Source organism: Streptomyces niveiscabiei (assembly GCF_033794345.1).
In the GTDB taxonomy this organism is placed as follows: domain Bacteria; phylum Actinomycetota; class Actinomycetes; order Streptomycetales; family Streptomycetaceae; genus Streptomyces; species Streptomyces niveiscabiei.
This window is the reverse complement of record NZ_JARAYJ010000002.1, coordinates 461186-481907: the sequence shown is the minus strand read 5'-3', so window position 1 is coordinate 481907 and position 20722 is coordinate 461186. Positions and strand designations below refer to the sequence as shown.

General features: G+C 72.6%; 18 protein-coding genes. 7 read left to right on the top strand and 11 right to left on the bottom strand.

What is annotated here, in order from left to right; all coding sequences use genetic code 11:
* Positions 1-13: 13 nt before the first annotated feature.
* The 9 genes from PV682_RS04290 to PV682_RS04250 all read right to left on the bottom strand — a co-directional run bounded on the left by PV682_RS04290 (position 14) and on the right by PV682_RS04250 (position 10555).
* Complete coding sequence (locus tag PV682_RS04290; RefSeq protein WP_319724129.1) at positions 14-1783, bottom strand: RICIN domain-containing protein; 1770 nt, start codon at positions 1781-1783, stop codon at positions 14-16.
* Positions 1777-3942, bottom strand: coding sequence for a beta-galactosidase (locus PV682_RS04285; RefSeq protein ID WP_319724127.1), 2166 nt, complete (start codon positions 3940-3942; stop codon positions 1777-1779). Before PV682_RS04285 ends, PV682_RS04290 begins: the two co-directional genes overlap by 7 nt.
* A 38-nt stretch (positions 3943-3980) precedes the next feature.
* Positions 3981-4892, bottom strand: a complete 912-nt coding sequence (locus PV682_RS04280) for a carbohydrate ABC transporter permease (RefSeq protein ID WP_319724125.1) — start codon at positions 4890-4892, stop codon at positions 3981-3983.
* Positions 4889-5764 (bottom strand): carbohydrate ABC transporter permease, encoded by an 876-nt coding sequence (locus PV682_RS04275; protein ID WP_319724124.1) that lies wholly within the window; start codon positions 5762-5764, stop codon positions 4889-4891. Before PV682_RS04275 ends, PV682_RS04280 begins: the two co-directional genes overlap by 4 nt.
* Position 5765: 1 nt before the next feature.
* Entirely contained in the window at positions 5766-7139 is a 1374-nt protein-coding gene (locus PV682_RS04270) for an ABC transporter substrate-binding protein (protein WP_319724121.1), read from the bottom strand.
* A 166-nt stretch (positions 7140-7305) separates the two neighbouring features.
* Complete coding sequence (locus tag PV682_RS04265) at positions 7306-8367, bottom strand: LacI family DNA-binding transcriptional regulator (RefSeq protein WP_407705590.1); 1062 nt, start codon at positions 8365-8367, stop codon at positions 7306-7308.
* Positions 8368-8534: 167 nt separating this feature from the next.
* Positions 8535-9569 (bottom strand): enoyl-CoA hydratase/isomerase family protein, encoded by a 1035-nt coding sequence (locus PV682_RS04260; RefSeq protein WP_319724119.1) that lies wholly within the window; start codon positions 9567-9569, stop codon positions 8535-8537.
* Between the two features lie 124 nt (positions 9570-9693).
* The gene (locus PV682_RS04255; protein ID WP_319724118.1) at positions 9694-9864 is read right to left on the bottom strand and encodes a hypothetical protein; all 171 of its coding nucleotides are present in this window, start codon (positions 9862-9864) and stop codon (positions 9694-9696) included.
* Position 9865: 1 nt separating this feature from the next.
* Positions 9866-10555 carry a M24 family metallopeptidase gene (locus PV682_RS04250; protein ID WP_319724117.1) on the bottom strand — a complete coding sequence of 230 codons (690 nt, stop codon included), beginning with the start codon at positions 10553-10555 and terminating at the stop codon, positions 9866-9868.
* Between the two features lie 144 nt (positions 10556-10699).
* Between PV682_RS04250 and PV682_RS04245 the strand changes: the two genes are divergently transcribed.
* The 7 genes from PV682_RS04245 (at position 10700) to PV682_RS04215 (ending at position 18242) form a co-directional block, all read left to right on the top strand.
* The gene (locus PV682_RS04245) at positions 10700-12283 is read left to right on the top strand and encodes an ABC transporter substrate-binding protein (RefSeq protein ID WP_319724116.1); all 1584 of its coding nucleotides are present in this window, start codon (positions 10700-10702) and stop codon (positions 12281-12283) included.
* 95 nt (positions 12284-12378) lie between these two features.
* Positions 12379-13347, top strand: coding sequence for an ABC transporter permease (locus tag PV682_RS04240; RefSeq protein WP_109361798.1), 969 nt, complete (start codon positions 12379-12381; stop codon positions 13345-13347).
* Positions 13337-14209, top strand: a complete 873-nt coding sequence (locus PV682_RS04235) for an ABC transporter permease (protein ID WP_319724115.1) — start codon at positions 13337-13339, stop codon at positions 14207-14209. The genes PV682_RS04240 and PV682_RS04235 overlap by 11 nt, the downstream gene beginning before the upstream one ends.
* A gap of 104 nt (positions 14210-14313) precedes the next feature.
* Positions 14314-15243, top strand: coding sequence for an ABC transporter ATP-binding protein (locus PV682_RS04230; protein WP_319724114.1), 930 nt, complete (start codon positions 14314-14316; stop codon positions 15241-15243).
* Positions 15236-15880: an ABC transporter ATP-binding protein gene (locus tag PV682_RS04225; protein WP_319724112.1), complete on the top strand. Its 645-nt coding sequence runs from the start codon at positions 15236-15238 to the stop codon at positions 15878-15880. The genes PV682_RS04230 and PV682_RS04225 overlap by 8 nt, the downstream gene beginning before the upstream one ends.
* A gap of 110 nt (positions 15881-15990) precedes the next feature.
* Complete coding sequence (locus tag PV682_RS04220) at positions 15991-16734, top strand: FHA domain-containing protein (RefSeq protein ID WP_319724110.1); 744 nt, start codon at positions 15991-15993, stop codon at positions 16732-16734.
* Complete coding sequence (locus tag PV682_RS04215) at positions 16734-18242, top strand: protein kinase domain-containing protein (RefSeq protein WP_319724108.1); 1509 nt, start codon at positions 16734-16736, stop codon at positions 18240-18242. Before PV682_RS04220 ends, PV682_RS04215 begins: the two co-directional genes overlap by 1 nt.
* A 138-nt stretch (positions 18243-18380) precedes the next feature.
* Here the strand turns inward: PV682_RS04215 and PV682_RS04210 are convergent, their stop codons facing one another.
* Both PV682_RS04210 and PV682_RS04205 read right to left on the bottom strand, forming a co-directional pair.
* Positions 18381-19346 carry a TAXI family TRAP transporter solute-binding subunit gene (locus tag PV682_RS04210; protein ID WP_319724107.1) on the bottom strand — a complete coding sequence of 322 codons (966 nt, stop codon included), beginning with the start codon at positions 19344-19346 and terminating at the stop codon, positions 18381-18383.
* Positions 19343-20722, bottom strand: coding sequence for a sensor histidine kinase (locus tag PV682_RS04205; protein WP_319724106.1), 1380 nt, complete (start codon positions 20720-20722; stop codon positions 19343-19345). Before PV682_RS04205 ends, PV682_RS04210 begins: the two co-directional genes overlap by 4 nt.

Below are 20722 nucleotides of genomic sequence, written 5' to 3'. Positions count from 1 at the left end.
GGCCGGCGCCCGCTCAGCTTCTCCGGCCTGTGAGCCTCCACTCCTGGGAACCGTCGGCAGCCGCTTTCTGCAACGTCAGCGGTGCTCCTGCGCTCGCGCCCGTCAGGTACAGCTCGGGGTTCTTGACCGACTGCAAGCGGTAGTAGCCGTTCGTGGTGGCGATCAGGTTCCAGCTGCCCTTGGGGCTGTCGTCGACCCACTGGCCGATCCGCTGCCCCTCGGTCGCGTTGCCTGTCCAGATGGCCGCCGCGCGTCCGCCGGACCGGTTCAGGAGGGTCGTCCCGCCCTGCGGCTCGGTCACGACGTGCCAGTACTGGGTGTCCGAGTCGCTCGCCGAGCCCGCGGCTTCGAGGCGTACGTCGGGGACGTCGCCGTTGCCGAGGTCCGCGTCGTTGGTCTTCCCGCCCGTGCCGATGACCTGGCCTGTCGCGCGGTTCTGCACACGGTAGTAAGCGCCTGCTGAACGCCCCAGGTCGACCTCCGCGTACGCGAGCGTCGACGTCCCCTGGTTGCGCAGGATCACGACCCGCCCGGTGTCCGCGTCGTACTGGAGGTTACGGCTGTACCCGGCGCCCAGCGTCGTCCGGTACTCCTTCCACACCCCGTCGCTGCGCCCGCTCTCGTTGACCCACACGTCCCCGCTCCCGGCCGCGTTGTACACGAGCCGACCGTCGGGCAGGCGGATCAGCACGGGGCTCCCGCCCATCGCGAGCGGATGCGAACCGGCGTCCACCGGCAGGGAGTCGACGCCCTCGCCGACCGGCGAGCCCTTGAAGAACTCCAGCGGGCTGTTCGCGACGCGGTAGCGCGTGTTGGCGCCGCCGCCCCAGTACTCGTACGTCAGCAGCCACTTGCCGTCGGTCGTGGGGACGACGTTCGTCATGCCGGGGCGCCCGCCGCCGATGCCCCGCGCCGAGGCGAGCCCGGCGATGTCGACGACCGGCTTCTGCCACGCCGCCGAACGCCCGTCCCACGTACGGTGGACGAGGATCTGGCCGTGCGAGTCCGCCGCCGTGTTGTTGGCGGGGTCGAGGGCGGGTACGCCGGTCGCCGGGTCGAAGCCGGTGTAGTCGTTCTCGTCGGAGTAGAAGCACACCAGCTTGCCCTGATACACCATCAGGTACGGCTCCCAGAGCGGGTCCACCTGGCGGCGCGTGTTCGCGGCGGCGATGTTCTGGCCGACGGCTCCCGCGCTGCCTCCCTGCCAGCCGCCGGTGGCGATGATGTTGACGACCCGCCAGGTCACGCCCTCGTCGTCGCTGGCGTAGAGGGCGATCGCCAGGTCGCTGCGGTCGCCGTCGTTGGACGGGGTCCAGTCGGGGTCGGCGGCCTTGTGCTCCTTGTAGTAGGCGTCGTCGCCGGAGACGACGGTCGCCATGAGGAGGGTGCCGCGCTTGAGGGCGCCGACGTCGCGCGGGAGGACGTAGAGGTAGGGGTTGGTCCAATTGCTGGTGTACTTCGGGTGGTTGCCGAGGTACGCCGGGGCCTTCACCTCGGACAGGGGCTGCCAGGTCGTGCCGTGGTCGTCGCTCTTGTAGACCGGGATGGTCTGGCCGTCCGCGCTGCCGGACGACGGGACGACGGTCGACTTCTCGAAGGCCGCGACCAGTCTGCCGCTGGGCAGCTGGGCCGACTTGGGGTAGATGGCGCAGTTGCCCCGGCCCTTGAGGCAGGGCTCCGAGCCGAGTTGGTAGAGGATGCCGCCGGTGGGGTTGTAGGCGTGGGCGGTGGTGAACGGGAGCAGCACCAGGGCCGCTGTGAGTACGCCGAGTCTCTTCAGCATGGCCTCTCCTCCGCGAACACGCGGACGTCCCAGGCGCCGAGTTCGACGCTGTCGTGGGCTGCTTCTCGGGTGAGTACGTCGGTCAGTCCGGCCGGTGCCGGCAGACTCGCCTGCTCCCAGGACCAGTTGTGGACGACGTACACACGCCGCCCGTCCGCCGAGGTGCCGCTCGTCACCGTCACCGACTCGGGCAACTCGCCCCAGCCGTGCCGGGGTTCAGGGGCGAGCCACTCGGCGAGGGCGCGGGCCAGCTCCTTGCCGGGGACGGTGCCGACACAGGTGATCCGGCCTTCGCCGTGGCGCCGGGTGGTGATGGCGGGCCAGCGGCCGAAGTGGGGGTGGTCGTAGCCGGCGAGGACCTCCGCACCGCCCGCTCCTTCAACGCCCTGTGCCTCAGGGCCTGTTGCCGCGCCGTCGAGGGTCAGCCCGTCCGCCCACCGCGTCGCCGTCGCCCCCTCCGGGATGCCCAGCCGTCCCCCGGCCGTGACCGGCACCTCCGCGACGAGGTTGCTGAACTCGTCGTAGGACACCCCCGCCGCCTGCGCCAGCCGGGCGGGCGCGCGGTCGGTGCGGGCGCGGGCCTCCTGGTCGGCGTACCCGGTGCGGGGGCCGAGGACGAGGTGGCCGCCCGCCTCGGCGTACGCGGCGAGCCACTCCAGGGTGGAGTCGGCGGCGAGGTAGAGCGCGGGGACGACCAGGACCGGGTGTTCCTGGGCGGCGAACTCCGGGTGGAGGCCGGGGCGTTCGCCGGCCGGGTCGTGCAACTGGCGTGCGTGGACGACGTGTACCTGGCGGCGGGCCTCGAACGCGCCCCGGTAGAAGGGGTCGAGGATGCCGTGGTAGGCGGCCGGGTCGGGGTCGCCGTCCGGGGTGGCGAGGGGCGGGTACTTCTGCATGAGCCACTTGCTGGGCGTCGAGTAGACGATCGTGACGTCCGCGTCGGGTTCGAGGCCGGCGACGAGTTCCCCGGCCGTGTCGAACTCGGCGCCGAGGCGGGCGAGTTCGGCGTACGTACGGCCCGGCCTGCCGGTGTGCGGGAGGACTCCGCCCCAGTAGGTCTCGGCGCCGAAGTGCAGGGTGTGCCAGTGCCAGTACTCGATCATGCGGGCGCCCCGGGACACCAGCGCCCAGGCGGCCTGGCGCCATTGGCCGTCGTAGGCGGGGCGGTTGTCCCAGGGGAAGCCGATCGAGGAGGCGTTGGTCTCGGTGACGAGGAACGGGGACTGGCGGGAGGAGAACATCCAGTCGGCGGTCTGGTAGAGGGACCAGACGCCGGTGGTCTGCCACTTCTGGGCGTGGTCGGCGGGGTCCGGGAGGAGCAGGCCGTCCTGCATCGCGTAGTACGGGTTGCCGGAGGCGATGTCGAGGCGGTCGGTCAGCTCGTCGTCCTCGACGGCCGGGCGGGTGTAGGAGATGCAGGTGGTGACGAACTGGTCGTCACGCGCGTACTCGCGGACGATGTCGGCCTGCCAGCCGATGAACTCGGTGACCTGCCGGGCCTGGAACTCCCGCCAGGCGACGTCGTACTGGGGCTGGACGTTGCCGTCGGGGGTCCACAGGTCGGCCCACGTGGAGAGGCGGTGCGACCAGTAGACGAGGCCCCACTCGCGGTTGAGGGTCTCGACGTCGCCGTACTTCTGCCTCAGCTGGTCGGTGAACCGCTCGAACACGCCCCGGTTGTGCAGGAGTTCGTTGCCGGGTTCGTTGTCGACCTGGAAGCCGATGACGGCCGGGTGGTCCGCGTAGCGCGCGGTGATCCGGCGGATGACGCGCTCGGCGTGGAAGCGGAACGCCGGGTGGGTGAAGTCGACTTCCTGCCGGGCGCCCCAGCCGATGCGCTCGCCGGTCCGCCGCTCGCCGGTGATCTCCGGGTACTGGCGGGCCAGCCACGGCGGGACGGCGTAGGTGGGGGTACCCAGAATGACGGAGATGCCGCGTTCGTGGGCGCCGTCCAGGACCGGCTGGAGCCAGTCGAGGTCGAAGACGCCGTTCTCCGGCTCCCACGTCGACCAGACGGACTCGCCGACGCGGATGACGGTGAAGTGGGCCTCGGCCATGAGGTCGAGGTCGGTCTTGAGGCGGTTCTCGGAACGGGGGTAGGGCTGGTACTCGTGGTAGTAGGCGGCGCCGAACAGGACGCGGGCGGGGAGTTCCGCCATGAACTGGCCTCCAGGGAAGGGTAGTTGCCGAACAGGGGTCACTGCTTGACGCCGCCCGCCGCGAGCCCGCTCTGCCAGTACCGCTGGAGCATGAGGAAGGCCACGACGAGGGGGAGGATGGAGAGCAGGGAGCCGGTCACGACGAGCGCGAGCATGTCGCTGCTCGCGCCCGCGCCGCCGTTCTGCGCCTGCGCGGCCCAGGACGAGAGGCCGACGGTGACCGGGTACAGCTCGGGGTCGTTCAGCATGATCAGCGGCAGGAAGTAGTTGTTCCAGGTCGCCACGAGCGTGAACAGCAGGACGGTGACGAGGCCGGGGCCGAGCAGTCTGAGCGCGATGCGGAAGAAGATCCGCACCTCGCCGGCGCCGTCGATGCGGGCGGCCTCCAGGAGGCTGTCGGGGATCGCGTCGGCGGCGTAGATCCGCATCAGGTACAGGCCGAACGGGTTGACCAGCGAGGGCAGGATGACCGCCCACGGCGTGTTCACCAGGCCCGCCTCGGCGAACAGCAGGTACGTCGGGATCGCGAGCGCCGTCGTCGGGACCATCACCGCGCCGAGCACCAGGTTGAAGGCGGCCCGGTCGCCCCGGAAGCGGAACTTCGCGAACCCGTACCCTCCGGCGGCGGCGAGGACGGCGGCGCCGACGGCGCTGACGCCCGCGTACAGCATGGTGTTGAGGAGCCAGGTGACGAAGACGCCGTCGTCCTGCGTGAACGTGTCCCTGACGTTCGTCCACAGTTGCGGCGCGTCGGAGAACCAGAGGCCGAAGCTGTCGATCAGGTCGTGCGCGGACTTGGTGGAGGCGATGAGCAGCCACAGCAGCGGCAGCAGGAAGTAGGCGAGGGCCGCGAGCATCGCGATGGTGAGCGGGGTGCTGCGGCGGGGCCGCTTCGCCTTGCGGACTCCGGTGTGCTGTACGGCCGTCGGCCTGTCGAGGGTGGTCGTCACGGGGTCCTCCTGCGGTTCGCGGTCAGCAGGACGGCGTAGGAGGCGATGACGATCACGAGGCCGAGGAGGAACGACACCGTCGCCGCGTAGTTGACCTGCTGGCCGGTGAACGCGAGGGAGTAGGCGTAGAGGTTGGCGGTGTAGTCGCTGGTGATGACGTCGGGGGCGATCTTCATCAGCAGGTTGGGTTCGTTGAAGAGCTGGAAGCTGCCGATCACCGAGAAGAGCAGGCAGAGCAGCAACGCGGGCCGCAGTGCGGGGAGTTTGACCGACCAGGCGATCCGCCAGGCGCCCGCGCCGTCCATCGCGGCGGCCTCGTACAGCTCCGTCGGGATGGTGCGCAGCGCGGCGTACAGGATGATCATGTTGTAGCCGGTGAACTCCCAGGTGACGATGTTCGCGAGGCTGCCCAGCATCCAGGTGGAGCTGAGGAAGTCCGGTACGGGCAGGCTGAGTTCCCGCGCGAACTGGGCGAACGGGCCGAAGTCCGGGCCGTACAGGTACCCCCACATCAGGGCGGCGACGACACTCGGGACGGCGTACGGCACGAAGACGCCGAGCCGGATGACGCGGCCGAGCCGCAGGAGGCCGCTGTCCAGGGCGAGGGCGAAGAGGAGCGCGAGGGCCAGCATGACCGGCACCTGGATGACGAAGAAGAGCGCCACCCGCCCTACGCCGTGCAGGAGTTGGGAGTCCTTGAGGGCCTGGACGTAGTTGTCGAGGCCGACGAAGGCGGTGCCGCCGATGAGGCGTTCCTGGAAGAGGCTCAGGTAGGCGGCGTAGCCGAGGGGGGTGAGGAAGAGGAGGAGGAACAGGATCATGAAGGGGGCGACGAAGAGGGGTCCCGCCGACCTCCGGCGCGGTGCGGCCATCTCAGCTCCCCTTGACCGTGAAGCCCTGGCCCTTGGCGTACGACGTGAGCCGTGACTGCCAACTCCCCAGCGCGGACACGGTGTCGGCGTGGTCGGCGAGGGACTTGCCGACGGTCTCGGTCCAGTCGGTGGCGGCCTGGTCGAGGAAGGGCGGCCACTGGAAGTCGGCGTCGACGGTCGAACTGATGCCCGCGAACACCTCGTTGACCTTCTGGCCGCCGTAGAAGGCGGGCGCGTCGCCGGTGAACGACGGGTCGGCGAGCAGCGCCTTGGTCGCCGGGAAGAAGAACTGTTCGGTGGCGAACATCTTCGCGCTGGCCGGGTCGCTGTTGAGGAACTGCGCGAACACGGCGGCCTGTACGGCGTTCTTGGTGCCCCGGATGACGGCGGTGGTGGAGCCGCCCCAGTTCCCGGAGGACGGCTTCGCGGCGTCCCACTGCGGGAGCGGGGCCGCGCGCCAGTTCCCGGCGGTGTCCTTCGCTGAGCCGGAGAGGAAGGCGGGCGCCCAGGCGGCGGTGAGCCAGGTCGCGTACTTGCCCTTGTTGAGGGCCGCGTACCAGCCGTCGGTGAAGTCGGGTTCGACGCCGATGACGCCTTCCTTCGCAAGGCCGCCCCAGTAGGCGCCGAGCTTCTCCGACACGGCGTCGTCGACGCCGATCGCGATCTCGCCCTTGCTCCGGCTGACGTACGGCTTGCCGCCCGCCTGCCACAACAGGCCGTGCCAGGCGGCGGGTTGGTTCGCGGCGAGGTTGGTGAGGTAGACGTCCGGGTCGGCCTGGTGGAGTTTGCGGGCGGCTGCGGCGAACTCGTCCCAGGTCTTGGGTACTTGGATGCCGTGCCGGTCGAAGATGTCCTTGCGGTACAGCATGCCCATCGGGCCGGTGTCCTGCGGGATCGCCCACACCTCGCCGCCGGTGCCGGTGACCTGGCCCCAGGTCCAGTCGACGAACGTGGACTTGAGGGCTTCGGCGCCGTACGGGCGCAGGTCCAGCAGGTTGTTGGTGATGGTGAAGGTGGGGATCGCCTGGTACTCCATCTGCACCAGGTCGGGGGCGCCGCTGCCGGCCTTCAGCGCCGTGCGCAGCTTGGTGTACTGGGGGGTGCCCTGGCCGGCGTTGACGATCTTCACCTTGACCGCCGGGTACTTCTGCTCGAAGAGGGCGATCTCCTTGGCGATGTTGGGGACCCAGGTCCAGAAGGTGAGTTCGGTCGGCGTCTTCATCGCCTTGTCGATGTCGGCCTGGCTGACCGGCTGGGTCGCGGACTGGGACTTCCCCGAGTCACCGCCGCCGCAGGCGGTCAGGGCGGCGCCGAGGGAGAGGGCGCCGGTCGTCGTGAGGAAGAAACGGCGGCTCAGAGGGGTGTTTTCGGGCATGGTGGACTCCCGCCGGAAGCGAAGAGGGGTGCGGGGACGCCGAGGAGGTGGGCGTCCGCCGGAGACAAGGGGGTCGGGGGACCCGGGGCACGCCTCGGAAGGAGGCGGCATGAGGGGGGTGAGCGGCTCTGCGAAAGGGGCGCGGTGGGGAGGCGCGGTGGGTCGGTCAGTCGCGGGCGGGCTCACCTCCGTCCGGGTGCGCCGGCCCGGTCGAAGCCCGTACAACGAGGTCGACCGGTGACCGGCCCGGCGGCAGCGGGTCGGCGCCGGGGTTCTCGATCACGTGCACGAGCCTCTTGAGCCCCTCCTGGGCCACGGCGTCGAAGGGTTGGCGCACCGTGGTCAGCGGAGGTGTCACGTAGGCGGCGACCGGGATGTCGTCGAACCCGACGACGCTGACGTCCTCGGGCACCCGGCGCCCGGCGTCCGCCAGCCCCCGGATCAGCCCGATCGCCATGTCGTCGTTCGCGGCGAACACGGCGGTGACGTCGGCGAGTCGGGCCAGTTCCCGCCCCGCCCGGTACCCCGACGCCGCCGACCAGTCGCCCTCGACGACGGGCGGCACCCGTCTGCCGTGCTCGGTCAACGCGGCCCGCCAGCCCGCGAGCCGGTCCCGGGCGGCGAACCAGCGCTGCGGGCCCGCGAGGTGATGGACCGTCAGGTGGCCGAGTTCCAGGAGGTGTTCGGTCGCCGTGCGGGCCATCAGGTCGGCGTCGTCCCCGGCGGACAGCACGGTCGGCGAGGTCACCGGCGAGGGTGCGCCGATCACCAGCACCGGGACGTCCACCCGCAGGGGCACCCCGCCCGGCTCGTCGATCGGCTCCGACACGACGATGCCGTCCACGCCCTGGTCGAGCAGCGAGTCGACGGCTCCGGCGATGCCCGCCGGGTCGCCCTCGACGGTGTTCACCACCCGCAGCGCGTACCCGGTGTCCCGGACGACCTTCTCGACGCCCATGAGCAGCGAGGCCGGCCCGTACAGCGCGGTGCCCAGCGTGACGACGCCGATCGACCTGGTCCGGCCCGAGGCGAGCGCGCGCGCGGCGTTGTTTCGCCGGTAGCCGAGCTGCTCGGCGGCGTCCAGGACCCGGCGGCGCACGTCCGCCGAGACGTACGGCTCGTCGTTGAAGACCCGGGACACCGTCTTCTGCGACACCCCGGCGAGGCGCGCGACGTCCACGCTGCGCGGCGCCGCCGTCCCGGCGTTCCGCCCGGCTCCTCGTGTCACGGCACCTCCCGGTCGACAGTTACGACGCCTCCATGATTCCAGACGCCGGCCCGCATGACTGCGTAGTCATGTCTGCGCTGTCATGTCTACGCAGTCAGAAGGGTGGCGTCAATACTTCGGACAACAATCGGAACGCTGTGGGGTACCGCTCCCGCCGCGCGTCCGTGTCAGGCGCCGAGGCCCAACTCCCGTTCCCCCAGCGGCGCGAAGTAGCGGTCCACGTCCGCGTCGGAGACCTCCGGCAGCGTCGCCGGGGACCAGCGGGGGGTGCGGTCCTTGTCGATGATCTGCGCGCGGACGCCCTCCACGAGGTCGTGGGTCGTGAGGGCGTGGCAGGAGACGCGGTACTCCTGGTCCAGGGCCTGTTCCAGGGTGAGCGGGCGCGCGGCGCGCAGGGCGCGGAGGGTGACCTTGAGGGTCGTCGGGGAGCGGGTGAGGAGGGTCTCGGCGGCGTCCTTGGCGCGGGGGTCGTCGTACGTGGCGAGGGTGTCGACGATCTCCTCGACCGTGCCGGCGGCGTAGCAGGCGTCGATCCAGTGCCGGTCGTCCGGCAACTGTGCGCGGGGAGGCCGCTGTTCGTGGCGGGCGAGGGCGTCGGTCACCGGCATGGCGGCGAAGTCGGCGAGGAGGGCGGGGAGTTCGGCGGAGGGGACGTAGTGGTCGGCGAGGCCGCACAACAGGGCGTCGGCGGCGCCGATCTGAGCGCCCGCCAGCCCGAGGTGGGTGCCGAGTTCGCCGGGCGCGCGGGAGAGCAGGTACGTCCCCCCGACGTCCGGCACGAACCCGATCCCGGTCTCGGGCATGGCGATCCGGGAGCGCTCGGTGACGATCCGCACCTCGCCGTGCGCGGAGATCCCGACGCCCCCGCCCATCACGATGCCGTCCATGACGGCGACGTACGGCTTCGGGTACCGGGCGATCCGCGCGTTCAGCCGGTACTCGTCCCGCCAGAAGGCGGCCGAGGCCAGCCCGTCGCCGTCCCGCGCGTCGTCGTGCACGGCGCGGATGTCCCCGCCGGCGCACAGCCCGCGCTCCCCCGCCCCGGTGACGACGACGGCCGCGACGGCCGGGTCGTGCTCCCACTCGGTGAGGGCGGCGTCGATCCGCAGGACCATCGCGTGGTCGAGGGCGTTGAGGGCCTTGGGCCGGTCGAGGACGATCCGCCCGACCAGACCGTCCCTCCGGCACTGCACGCCGGTCACAGAACCACCCCGCCCGGGGTCACGTTGGTGCACATGGACTGCCGCTTCCTTCCGCTTCCGCCGTACGCGTCATGGACGATCTTCCCGCGTCCATGGTCGCAGAGCGCACCGGGCGGGCCGGCCGTCAGGATGCGCGAGCGGCACCCTTCACCCACCGCGCCCTCCACCGGTCCGGCGTGGGGGTCGGCTCCTTGCGGTCGGCCTGGGCCTTGATCTCCACGTGGGACGCGTGCGACGTCGCCCGGAACGCCTCCTCGTACGAGGCCGGCGCCGCGCTCAGCGCTTCGCAGCGCATGTCAGAGGGTGAGGAGTTCCTCGTAGAAGCCGCCGAACTCCCGTCGCTCATCGACGAGATGGATCTCCAGGATCCAGTGGCAGCGGCGGCCCGCGCGGTCGGTGCGGCGCAACGGAGTCGTGTTCGCGGGGGTGATGTACGACTCGACGTCCGCGCCGTCGATCCATTCGTGCGGGAACTCGCCGACGAGGTGGCCCGCGTGCCAGCCGCCGAGGCCCCAACCCGCCTTCGCGGCGAGGCGGTTGATCTCCGCGTGGAGTTGTTCGCCGGTGATGCCGGGGGTGTCCTCGAAGTAGCGGCGGCCCGCCCGGAAGACCTCGGGGAGGTCGTCGCGGAGGCGGTGTTTGGCGGGGTCGCCGCCGAGGACGAACGTGCGGCCGAAGTCCGCCTCGTACTCCTCGAAGATGGGGCCGAAGTCGGCGAACACGATGTCGTCGGCGGTGATCAGGCGGTCCGGCGGGTTCTCGCGGTAGGGGGCGAGGGTGTTGGGGCCGGAGCGGACGATGCGCTTGTGCCAGTGCCGGGTGGTGCCGAAGAGTTCGTTCGCGAGGTCGCGGATGCGGTCGCTGACGGCGCGCTCGCCCTCGCCCGGTGCGATCAGGCCGCGCCGGGTGATCTCCGCGAAGAGTTCCTCCGCCTTGGCCTGCGCGCTCAACAGCCGCGCGGCGCGCGTGGGTTCGTCGTCCGACATGCGCCGAACGTAACGCCGGGAGTTCGATCTCCGCAACGGCATTCGACGCGCCCCCGCCCCCGCACGCTTGACCCGCCCTTGACTCGGGTACCCCTCATCTGCAACTCATATGCAATAACGAGCCACCAGCAACAGAGGAGCCCGATGACCCCCCGCATACGAGCCACCGCCCTGACGGCGGCGCTGCTCACCGCCACGGCCGCCTGCTCGGCACCCAGCGAGAGCGGGGCGTCGGCGGCCGACTCGGTCGTCATCGGCGTCCCCTCCGAACCGGCCACCCTCAGCCCCCTGCTGGGCTACGGCAAGGACGGCAACTCGAAGATCTTCGACGGCCTCCTCGCCCACGACGCCGACCTCACCCTGAAGCCCGCCCTCGCGAAGTCCCTCCCCGAGGTCAGCGCCGACGGCCTCACCTACACGTACACGCTGCGCGAGGGCGTGAAGTTCAGCGACGGCAAGCAACTCACCGCCGCCGACGTGGTGTTCACGTACAACACGGTCCTCGACCCGAAGACCAACAACACCTCGCGGGTCGAACTCGACGCCGTGAAAGCGGTGAAGGCCGACGGCGACAAGGTCGTCTTCACCCTCAAGTACCCCTACGCGCCCTTCGCCGCGCGCACCACCCTGCCGATCGTCCCCGAGCACCTCGCGGGCGGCCAGGACCCCAACACCGGTCCGTTCAACACGCGTCCGGTCGGCACGGGCCCGTACGTCCTCGCGGACTGGCGCAAGGGCGAGAAGCTCACATTCAAGGCGAACCCCGACTACTGGGGCGGCGCCCCGAAGGTCGGCAAGGTCACGATGGCGATCGTCCCCGACGACGACGTCCGCGCCACCCGCCTGCGCGCCGGCGACCTCGACGGCGCGATCCTCCCGCCGAACCTCGCTGCGGCCTTCGCGAAGGACGGCAGCCGCAAGCGGTACGACGCGACGACGTACGACGTCCGGCTCGTGTCCCTGCCCTCGCAGAACCCGGTCACCGGGGACACCGCGATCCGGCGCGCCCTCGACCTGGCCGTGGACCGGGACGCGATGGTCGCGAAGATCCTGGACGGCGCGGGGAGCCCGGCGTACGGGCCGCTGCCGGTGGGCTCGCCCTGGTTCACGAAGGGCATCGAGCGCAAGCAGGACCTCGCCGAGGCGGGGCGCGTCCTCGACCGCGCCGGCTGGAAGCCCGGTGACGGCGGCATCCGCGCCAAGGACGGCCGCCGCGCCTCCTTCACCCTGTACTACCCGGCCGGCGACAAGGTCCGCCAGGACCACGCCCTCGCCTACGCCTCCGACGCGAAGAAGGCCGGCGTCGAGGTCAAGGCGCAGAGCGCGACGTGGGAGGTCATCGAGCCGCGCATGGCTCAGGACGCCGTCCTCGCGGGCTTCGGCTCCACCGGCGACCCCGACTTCGGCCTCTACACGATGCTGTACTCCACCCTCGCGGGCGACGGCTGGAACAACATGGGCCACTACCGCAACCCGACGGTCGACAAGGCCCTCGACGCGGGCCGCCGCACCAGCGCCCCGGCGGCCCGCAAGGCGGCGTACGACACGGTCCAGCGCGCCCTCGTCGACAACCCCGGGTACACGTTCCTCACCCACATCGACCACGTGTACGTCCTCGCCGACCGCTGGGACGGCCTCACGACCCAGGTCGAGCCGCACGAGCACGGGTTCGCCAGCGGGCCGTGGTGGAACCTGGAGACCTGGCAGCCGAAGCGGACGGCGCAGTGAGCCGACCTGCCGTGAACTCGCCCTCCACACAAGGGAGTTCGCCGAAACAGCCGCTGCGCGGACCGGCGGCCCTGTCCCGTCTCCCCTGGGCCGCCATGGCCCGCCTGACCGGCCGCCGTCTCCTCCTCGCCGTCCCCGTCCTCCTCGTCGTCACCTTCGGCGTCTTCGCGATCGCCGCCGCCTCCCCCTTCGACCCGGTGAAGGCGTACGCCGGCACGGCCGCGCTCGGCGCCGACGCCGAGACGCTGGCGAGACTCCGCGAGAACCTCGGCGTGGACCGGCCGTTCGCGGTGCGCTGGTGGGAGTGGCTGACGTCCGCGCTCGGCGGGGACCTCGGCCAGTCGAGCGTGCTGCGCCAGCCCGTCGCGGACGTGATCGGTGAACGCCTGCTGTGGTCCAGCCTGTTGTGCGCGTCGGCGTTCGTCGTCGCCGTAACCGTGGGAACCGTGCTGGGAGTTCTGGCCGCCCGGCGCCCGGGTTCGCCGCTCGACCGTACGGTCACCTCGCTGGCGTACGCGCTGGAGGCGGCGCCCGTCTTCTGGCTCGCGCTGCTCGCCGTCTGGGTGTTCGCGCTCCAGTGGGGCGTGCTGCCCGCCGGGGGACTCACCGACACGGCCAGCGAGGTGGTCACGGCGGACCAGGTCGTCCGGCATCTGGTGCTGCCCGCCGGGGTGCTCGCCGTGTCCCAACTCCCCTGGTTCACCCTGTACGTCCGCCAGGGCGTCGGGGACGCGCTCGTCGAGGACCCCGTACGGGGCGCCCGCGCACGGGGGTTGAGCGAGCGGACCGTCCTGCTCGGGCACGCCCTGCGCTCGGGGCTGCTGCCGGTGCTGACGCTCGTCGGGTCGCGGGTGCCCGAACTCATCACCGGGGCCCTGCTGGTGGAGACCGTGTTCAGTTGGCCGGGGATCGCGGCGGCGACCGTCGAGGCGGCGACCTCCGTCGACTTCCCGCTCCTCGCGGCGCTGGCCACGCTCGCCACGGCCGCCGTCCTCGCCGGGAACCTCCTGGCCGACCTGCTGTACGGCCTCTTCGACCCGAGGGTGGGATTCAGTGACATGTGAGGCACCCGGCTGGCGGTCGTACGGGCCGAGCCGCCGCTCCACCCGCACGCTGCGCGTCAGGGTCTCGGCGGCCGTCCTCGCGGTGACCGCCCTCGCCGTCCTGCTCGTCCCCCCGCTCGTCCAGCTCGACCAGCAGTCCGTCGACCTGGCGTCCAAGCTGCTCCCGCCGAGCTGGTCCCACCCCTTCGGCACCGACGACCTCGGCCGCGACCTCCTGCTGCGCTGCGTCTACGGGCTGCGCGTCTCGCTGCTGGTCGGCCTCGCCGCCGCGCTCACCGCGACGGTGCTCGGCACGGCGGTCGGGGCGCTCGCCGGGGCGTTCGGGGGGTGGGTGGACCGGGTCGTGATGCGGGCGGTGGACACCGTGTCGTCCGTACCGCACCTGCTGCTCGGCATCTTCGTCGTCGCGATGTTCCGGCCCGGCGTGTGGCCGGTGATCGTCTCCGTCGGGGTCACGCACTGGCTGTCCACGGCCCGCATCGTGCGCGCGGAGGTGCTGTCGCTGCGCTCCCGCGCGTTCGTCGACGCGGCGATCTCCGGCGGCGCGTCCCGCAGGCGCGTCACCGTACGCCACCTGCTCCCCGGCGTCCTCCCCCAGGCCGGCCTCGCCGCCGTCCTGATGGTCCCGCACGCCATGTGGCACGAGTCCGCGCTCTCCTTCCTCGGCCTCGGCCTCCCCTCGCACATGGCCAGCCTGGGCGGCCTCGTCCAGTCGGCCCGGGGCTCACTGCTGGCCGGGCAGTGGTGGCCGACCCTCTTCCCCGGCCTGTTCATCATCGTGCCGACACTGGCGATCGCCGGCGCGGCGGGGGCCCTGCGGGAGCGGATCAATCCGCGCAGGAGATCGGAGCTGATGTTGTGACCACGGCTGAAAGAGAAGAGCCCGTCGAAAGAGAAACGCGCGTCGCAGGAGAAGAGCCCGTCGAAAGAGCAGCGCCCGTAGAAGGAGCAGCGCCCGTCCTCGCCGTGCGCGGGCTCTCCGTGCGGTTTCTGCTGCCCGGTGGGCGGCAGGTGCCCGCTGTCACCGAGGTCGGGTTCGAGGTGGCGGCCGGGGAGTGTCTCGCGCTGATCGGGGAGAGCGGGTGCGGCAAGTCGGTGCTGGCGTCGGCATTGTTGGGGCTGTTGCCGGCCAACGCGCAGGCGCGCGGGGAGGCTTGGGTGCGGGGGATCGAGCTGGTCGGGGCCGATGAGGGGACGCTGGTGCGGCGGGTGCGGGGGCGGCTGGTCGGGCTGGTGCCGCAGAGTCCGGCCGCGCACCTGACGCCCGTACGGACCGTGCGGTCCCAACTCGCGGAGACGATACGGGCGTTGACGGGCTCCAAGGATCCCGGCGCCGTCGAGCGGGCCGCCCGGCGGGCCGCGTTCCCCCTCGACCACCTCGACCGGCATCCGCACGAACTGTCCGGCGGGCTCGCCCAACGCGCCGCCACCGCCCTCGCGTTGGTCGGCGAGGCGCCGCTGCTGCTCGCCGACGAGCCGACGACCGGGCTCGACCGGGACCTGGTGGACCACACGGTCGACGAACTGCGCCGGCACGTGGACGCGGAGGCGGGCCGGGCGCTGCTGATGATCACGCACGACCTCGCGGCGGCGGAGCGCATCGCGGACCGGGTGGCCGTGATGTACGCGGGCCGGATCGTCGAACTCGCCGACGCGGCGAGCTTCTTCGGAGACCCCGGCCCCCGCCACCCGTACAGCCGGGGCCTCCTGGACGCGCTCCCCGACCGCGCGTTCCTGCCGATCCCCGGCCTGCCCCCGGAGCTCGGCGCGCTCCCCGAGGGCTGCGCGTTCGCGCCCCGCTGCCCCCGCGCGACCCCGGCCTGCACGGCCCTGCCGCCGACGGCCGACGGGATCGCCTGTCACCACCCGCACCTCTTGGAGGACCTCCGTGCTTGAACTGCGCGCCATCACCGCCGGGTACGACAGGAAGTCCCCGGCGGTGCGGGGCGTGTCGCTGACGGTGGCGCCCGGCGAGTCCGTCGGCCTCCTCGGTCCGAGCGGCTGCGGGAAGTCGACGCTGGCGAAGGTGGCGGCCCTGCTGCACCGCCCCGACGCGGGCACGCTCACCCTCGACGGGGCGCACGTCCACCGCTGGCGGCACCGGGCGCCCAGGGCCCAACGCACCGCTGTGGGCGTCGTGTTCCAGCAGCCCCGGCTCTCGGCGGACCCGCACCTGTCGCTCGCGGACCTCATCGCCGAGCCCCTGCGCGCGAACGGCCGGCCGCCGAGCGTCGACACCCTCGCCGCGTCCGTCGGCCTCACCCCCGACCTGCTCACCCGGCGCCCCCACGAGGTCAGCGACGGCCAGCTGCAACGCGCCTGCCTGGCCCGCGCGTTGTCCCTGCGGCCCCGCTGGCTGATCTGCGACGAGATGACGGCGATGCTGGACGCGTCGACCACGGCCGCGCTGGTGCGGGCCGTCGAGGAGTACCGGGCGGACAGCGGGGCGGGGCTGCTGGCGGTGGGGCACGACCGGGTGCTGCTGCGGCGGTGGTGCGAGCGGCTCGTCCACTGGGACGAGATCAGTGGATGAGACGGCCAGTTCAAGCCATTCGGCCGCCGCGACCGCGCAAGGGGGGACACCCCCCGGGCGAGTCCCCCTACGCTGACCCCGGATCGCTGCGAGGCCCGGGGAGAAACACCTTGTACAGCATCATCGTGATCCCTCCGCCGACCACGGAGGACGATCGGACCAGCACCCGCTTCCAGCTCGCCCCCGGCGAACGGCTCACCTTCGGCCGTTCCGCGCGCGAGAACACCCTGGAGATCCCGCACGAGGGGGTCTCCCGTACCGCAGGTGAGATCACCGCGCACGGCGCCTACTGGCGGCTCAGCAACCACAGCCGGTCCCAGACGTACGTCGTGGAGAACCCGGAGGGCGCGGGCGAGCACGTCAAGGTGGGGCCGGGGCGGCTGGACGCGCCGATCCCCTTCGAGTTCTCCCGGATCGTGCTCCCGGCGGCCGGCGACCTGCTGCCGATCGAGGTGTGGGCGCCGCGCCACGACTACCGCGACCGGTCGGCGGGCCCGTCCGGCGCGACGACCGCGCCCGCGTTCTGCGTCGACCGCTCGAAGCGCTACTTCGCCGTCCTGGCCGCCCTGTGCGAGCCCCGGCTGCGCGGCGCGCCGCACGCCCCGCTGCCGACGGTCGACCAGGTCGTCGAGCGGCTGCGCCCCGGCTGGCCGGCCGCGTCCCGCACGTCGGTGCAGTGGAACATCGACTACCTGGCCGTGAAGCTGCGCCTCAAACCCGGCCCCGACACGGCCGGCCCGGGCCCGCGCATGAACGGCAAGAAGGAGTCCCTGGTCTCCCTGGCGCTCCGCTTCGACCTCGTGCGGGAGGACGACCTGGCCGTGCTGACGGGCGGCGTCGCGGGGGAACGGTGATGCCGGAGCCGTACGCGGTGACCGTGCCCAAGGGGTACCGGGTCGGCGTCTGGGAGGTACGGGAGCCGATCGCGACGGGCTCGTTCGGCAGCGTGTACGCGGCGCGGCGCGTGGACGCCGTACCGGGCGAGGACCAGCCCCGCACGGCCGCCCTCAAGTTCCTCCCCACCGGCACCCGCACCCCCCGCCACCTCGCCCACCTCCGTGAACTCGCCGACCGCGAACTGAAGTTGCACCGCGCCCTCAAGCGCCCCCGGCTGATCCGCATGTACGGCACCCTGACGGTCGACGACCCCGCCCACCCGGACCTGGACGGCGCGGTGGTCCTCGTCCTGGAGAAGGCGGAGGAGTCCCTGGCGTCGCGCCTCGCCCGCACCCCGGCGGCGCAGGACCCGGCGCTGCTCGCCCAGATCTGCGAGGGCCTGGCCCAGCTGCACCGCGCGGGCTGGGTCCACGGCGACCTGAAACCCGCCAACGTGCTGCTGATGAAGGACGGTTCGGCCCGCCTCGCGGACTTCAACCTGGCCGCCGAACTGGAGGGCACGCACGCCTACACCCCCGCGTTCTCGACCCCCGACTACACGCCCCCGGAGCTGCTGTGGTCGGAGATCGGCGAGCGGGGCCGCCGGATCCGCCCCTCGGCCGACGTCTGGGCGTTCGGCGTCCTCGCCCACCTGGTCCTCACCGGCACCTTCCCGCTGCCCGGCGCCACCACGACGGCCCGCCGGGACGCGGCGGCGGCCTACGCCCGGGGCGCGGAGGAGCTGCGTCTGTCGCCCCGGCTCCCGGACGCCTGGCGGGAGATCGTGCAGAGGTGTCTCGCGCGCACGCACGAGGAACGGATCACCGGCGAGGCGCTCCTGCGGAGGGTGGCGGCGGTGACGGGGGTCGAGGGCGGACCCCGCCGGCGTACGCCTCTCGTCGCGGGCGCGACGCTCGCCGTGGTGGCCGTCGCCGCGCTCGGCTACGCGGTCGCCGACTGGGCCGAGGACAGCGGCCGTTCGGGCGACGCGGCGGCCACGTACGGTGCCGCGTACCTCCGTACCGACAAGGACGTACCGCCCGCCTACCGGCTGCTGATCGTCGAGACGGCGCGCGACTGCGAACGCCCCGAGGTCACGCCGTCGCTGATCGCGGCGATGCTGAAGGTCGAGAGCGGCTTCGACCCGAACCTCGCGGACCCGGCCGACGACGAGTACGGCATCGCCCGGTGGACGCCGCGCGTGCTGCGCTGGTGGATGCACGAGGACGGCACGCCCGGCGAGTCGGTGCCCGTCCCGCCGTTCCCGCCCGCCGAGTCGATCCCGGCGATGGGCCGCTACCTGTGCTGGATCGCGCCCCGTCTGGACCCGAAGCTGCCGGGCGACCGCCGGGTGCTGGTCTCGGCGGCGTACCGGACCTCGTACAAGGTCGTGAACAAGGCGGCCGGCGTTCCCCCGAAGGTCGAGCCCTACGCCGGGCGCGTCGCCCACTACCTCAAGGAGTACACGCCGCCGGGCGCGAAGTGACCCTCAGAGGTGCGAGGTACCCCTTCCCCGCCTTCCGTACGAAGGTGAAGGCCGTTCACCCACGGGGGTGGTGAACGTCGAGGAAGGGCACCTTCATGAAAGCGGGTATCGCGTCACCACCTGAGCGCGGCACGCGCGTCACCCGTGCAGTTCGCGGTAGGCCGCCACCGCTCCCGGGTGGAGCGGCACCTCCCCGGTGCCGATCAGGCTCCGCACGTCCAGGAACTGCGTCCCGAGCGCCGACGCCGGGACCAGCCGGGCCGCGCGCCCGACCAGTACGTGGGTGAGGGCGGCGGCGAGCGGGGGCGGCAGGTCGGGGCGGCACAGCAGCAGGTTGGCCGCCCCGATCGTGGCCACCTCGGCCGTCCCCTCGTACGCGCCCGCCGGTATCGTCACCGCCTCCACGCCCGCCCCGCCGCTCGCGCGCACCCTGGGCAGGAGCCCCGCCAGGGGCAGGAGCCGGATACCGGGGGCGCGGGCGAGGGGGGCCAGCACGGGCATGGGTACGCCGCCGGCGACGAGCACGGCGTCGACGGCGCCCGTCCGCATGGCCCGCGCGACCTGGGTCATCCGCAGATGCCGTACCCGTACGTCCACGCCGGGCGTCAGCCCCGCCGCGCGCAGCAGCCGGTCGCCGAGCACGGCGCCGCCCGAGGCGGGGGCGCCGACGGACACGGTCCGCCCCGCGAGGTCGGCGACCTCGCGGACCGGCGCGTTCGCGCGGACGGCGAGCTGCGCGTAGTTCTCGTACACCCGGCCCACCGCGCGCAGCGGTACCGGCGCCGGGAAGGGCCCTCGGCCGGCGTACGCGGACCAGGCGATGTCGGCGAGCGCGAGCGCGATGTCCGCGCGGCGTTCCGCCAGCAGCCGGATGTTCGCGACGCTTCCCTCGCTGGGGACGACTTCGCAGGTCAGGCGGGGGTACACGGCGGTGACCTGCTGGGCGAGGAGGCGTCCGAAGGCGACGTAGAAGCCGTCGCCCTCGCCGGTGGCGATCCGGAGTCCGCCGGTGGGGCCTCGGTCGGCGAGCCGGGCGTCGCCGGTGAGCGCCGCGGCTCCGGTGGCTCCGAGGGCGGCGAGCAGGAGGGTACGGCGGCTGTTCACGGCGTACGGCTCTCGGGGAGCACCGCGCGTACGGCCAGCCCGCTCGGGACGCGGGCCTCGAACTCGATGCGTCCGCCGTGTCCGGCGACCAGCCGCTCGGCGATGGCGAGCCCCAGCCCGCTTCCGCGTACGTCCCGATGGCGCTCCGCACGCCAGAACCTCGTTCCCGCGCAGGCGAGTTCGGCGGCGGACAGGCCGGGCCCGTCGTCCCGTACCTCGATCACCACCTCGGTGCCGGTCACCCGGGAGGACACCTCGACGTGGCCGCCTCCGTACTTGATCGCGTTGTCGACGAGGATGTCCATCACCTGCGCCAGTTCGTCGGCGGAGCACGCCACCACGCCCGTCCCGGCCTGGTCGAGGACCAGCGCCCCCTTCGCGGCGGGCCGCCACACCTCCACCTGTGCCTCGATCACCGGCCGCACCTCGCAGCCCGCGCCCTGACGGTCCGTCACTGCCAGTTCTCCGGCCCGGTGTTCGGCGTCGGCCAGCCTCATCAGGTCGTCCAGCAGCCGTTCCATGCGCTCCAGTTCGGCGGTGACGCCGGTGTACGTGCGGGTCGCCTCCTTCGCCAGCCGGGGTTGGAGCGAGTCGATGCGCAGCCTCAACGCGGCGAGCGGGTTGCGGAGTTGGTGCGAGGTGTCGGCGACGAGGCGGCGTTGCTGTTCGAGGGCGGTCGTCACCGTGTCGGCCATCCGGTTGAATCCCTCGACGACCTGCCGGAGTTCGGGCGGTCCCCCGGCGCGCACGACCCGCTCGGGCGGCAGCCCCGCCGCCAGCGCGCCCACCGCGCGGTCGAGTCGGTGCAGCGGCCGTACGACCCACTGGGTCGCCCTGCGCGCGAGCAGCACGCAGGCCGCCGCGAACACCCCGGCCCCGGCGAGGACGAGGGCCCAGCGCAGGGCGACGTCGGCGGCGGCGGCCCGGACGGACGCGCGCAGGACGACCGCGCCGGAGACACGGGTGCCGGTGCCGACGGGGCGGGCGAGCAGCACGTCGGCGCGGGACCAGGGGCGCACCGTCCCTTCGGGGTAGCGGAGTTGGCTGCGCAGGGCGGCGTCCACGAGACGGGCCACGGCGGGGTCGGCGGCGTGCAGGCCGCCGGTCTGGACGACGGGCGCGCGGCGGGCGTCGACGACCACGACGGCCTCGCCGTACAGCTCGGTGTAGCGGTCGGCCTCGGCGGTCAGGGTGGTCATGTCGCCGCTCTCGGCGGCCTGTTCGGCGAGGGTGGCGAACCGGTCGAGGTCGGCGGCGCGGGCGGCGACGAGCTGCCCGGTGCGCTGGACGGCCGTGAGGGTGAGGAGAGGGCCGGCGAAACCGGCGACGGCGAGGAGGACGAAGGCGAGGACGACCGTGAGGACCCGTGCGCGCAT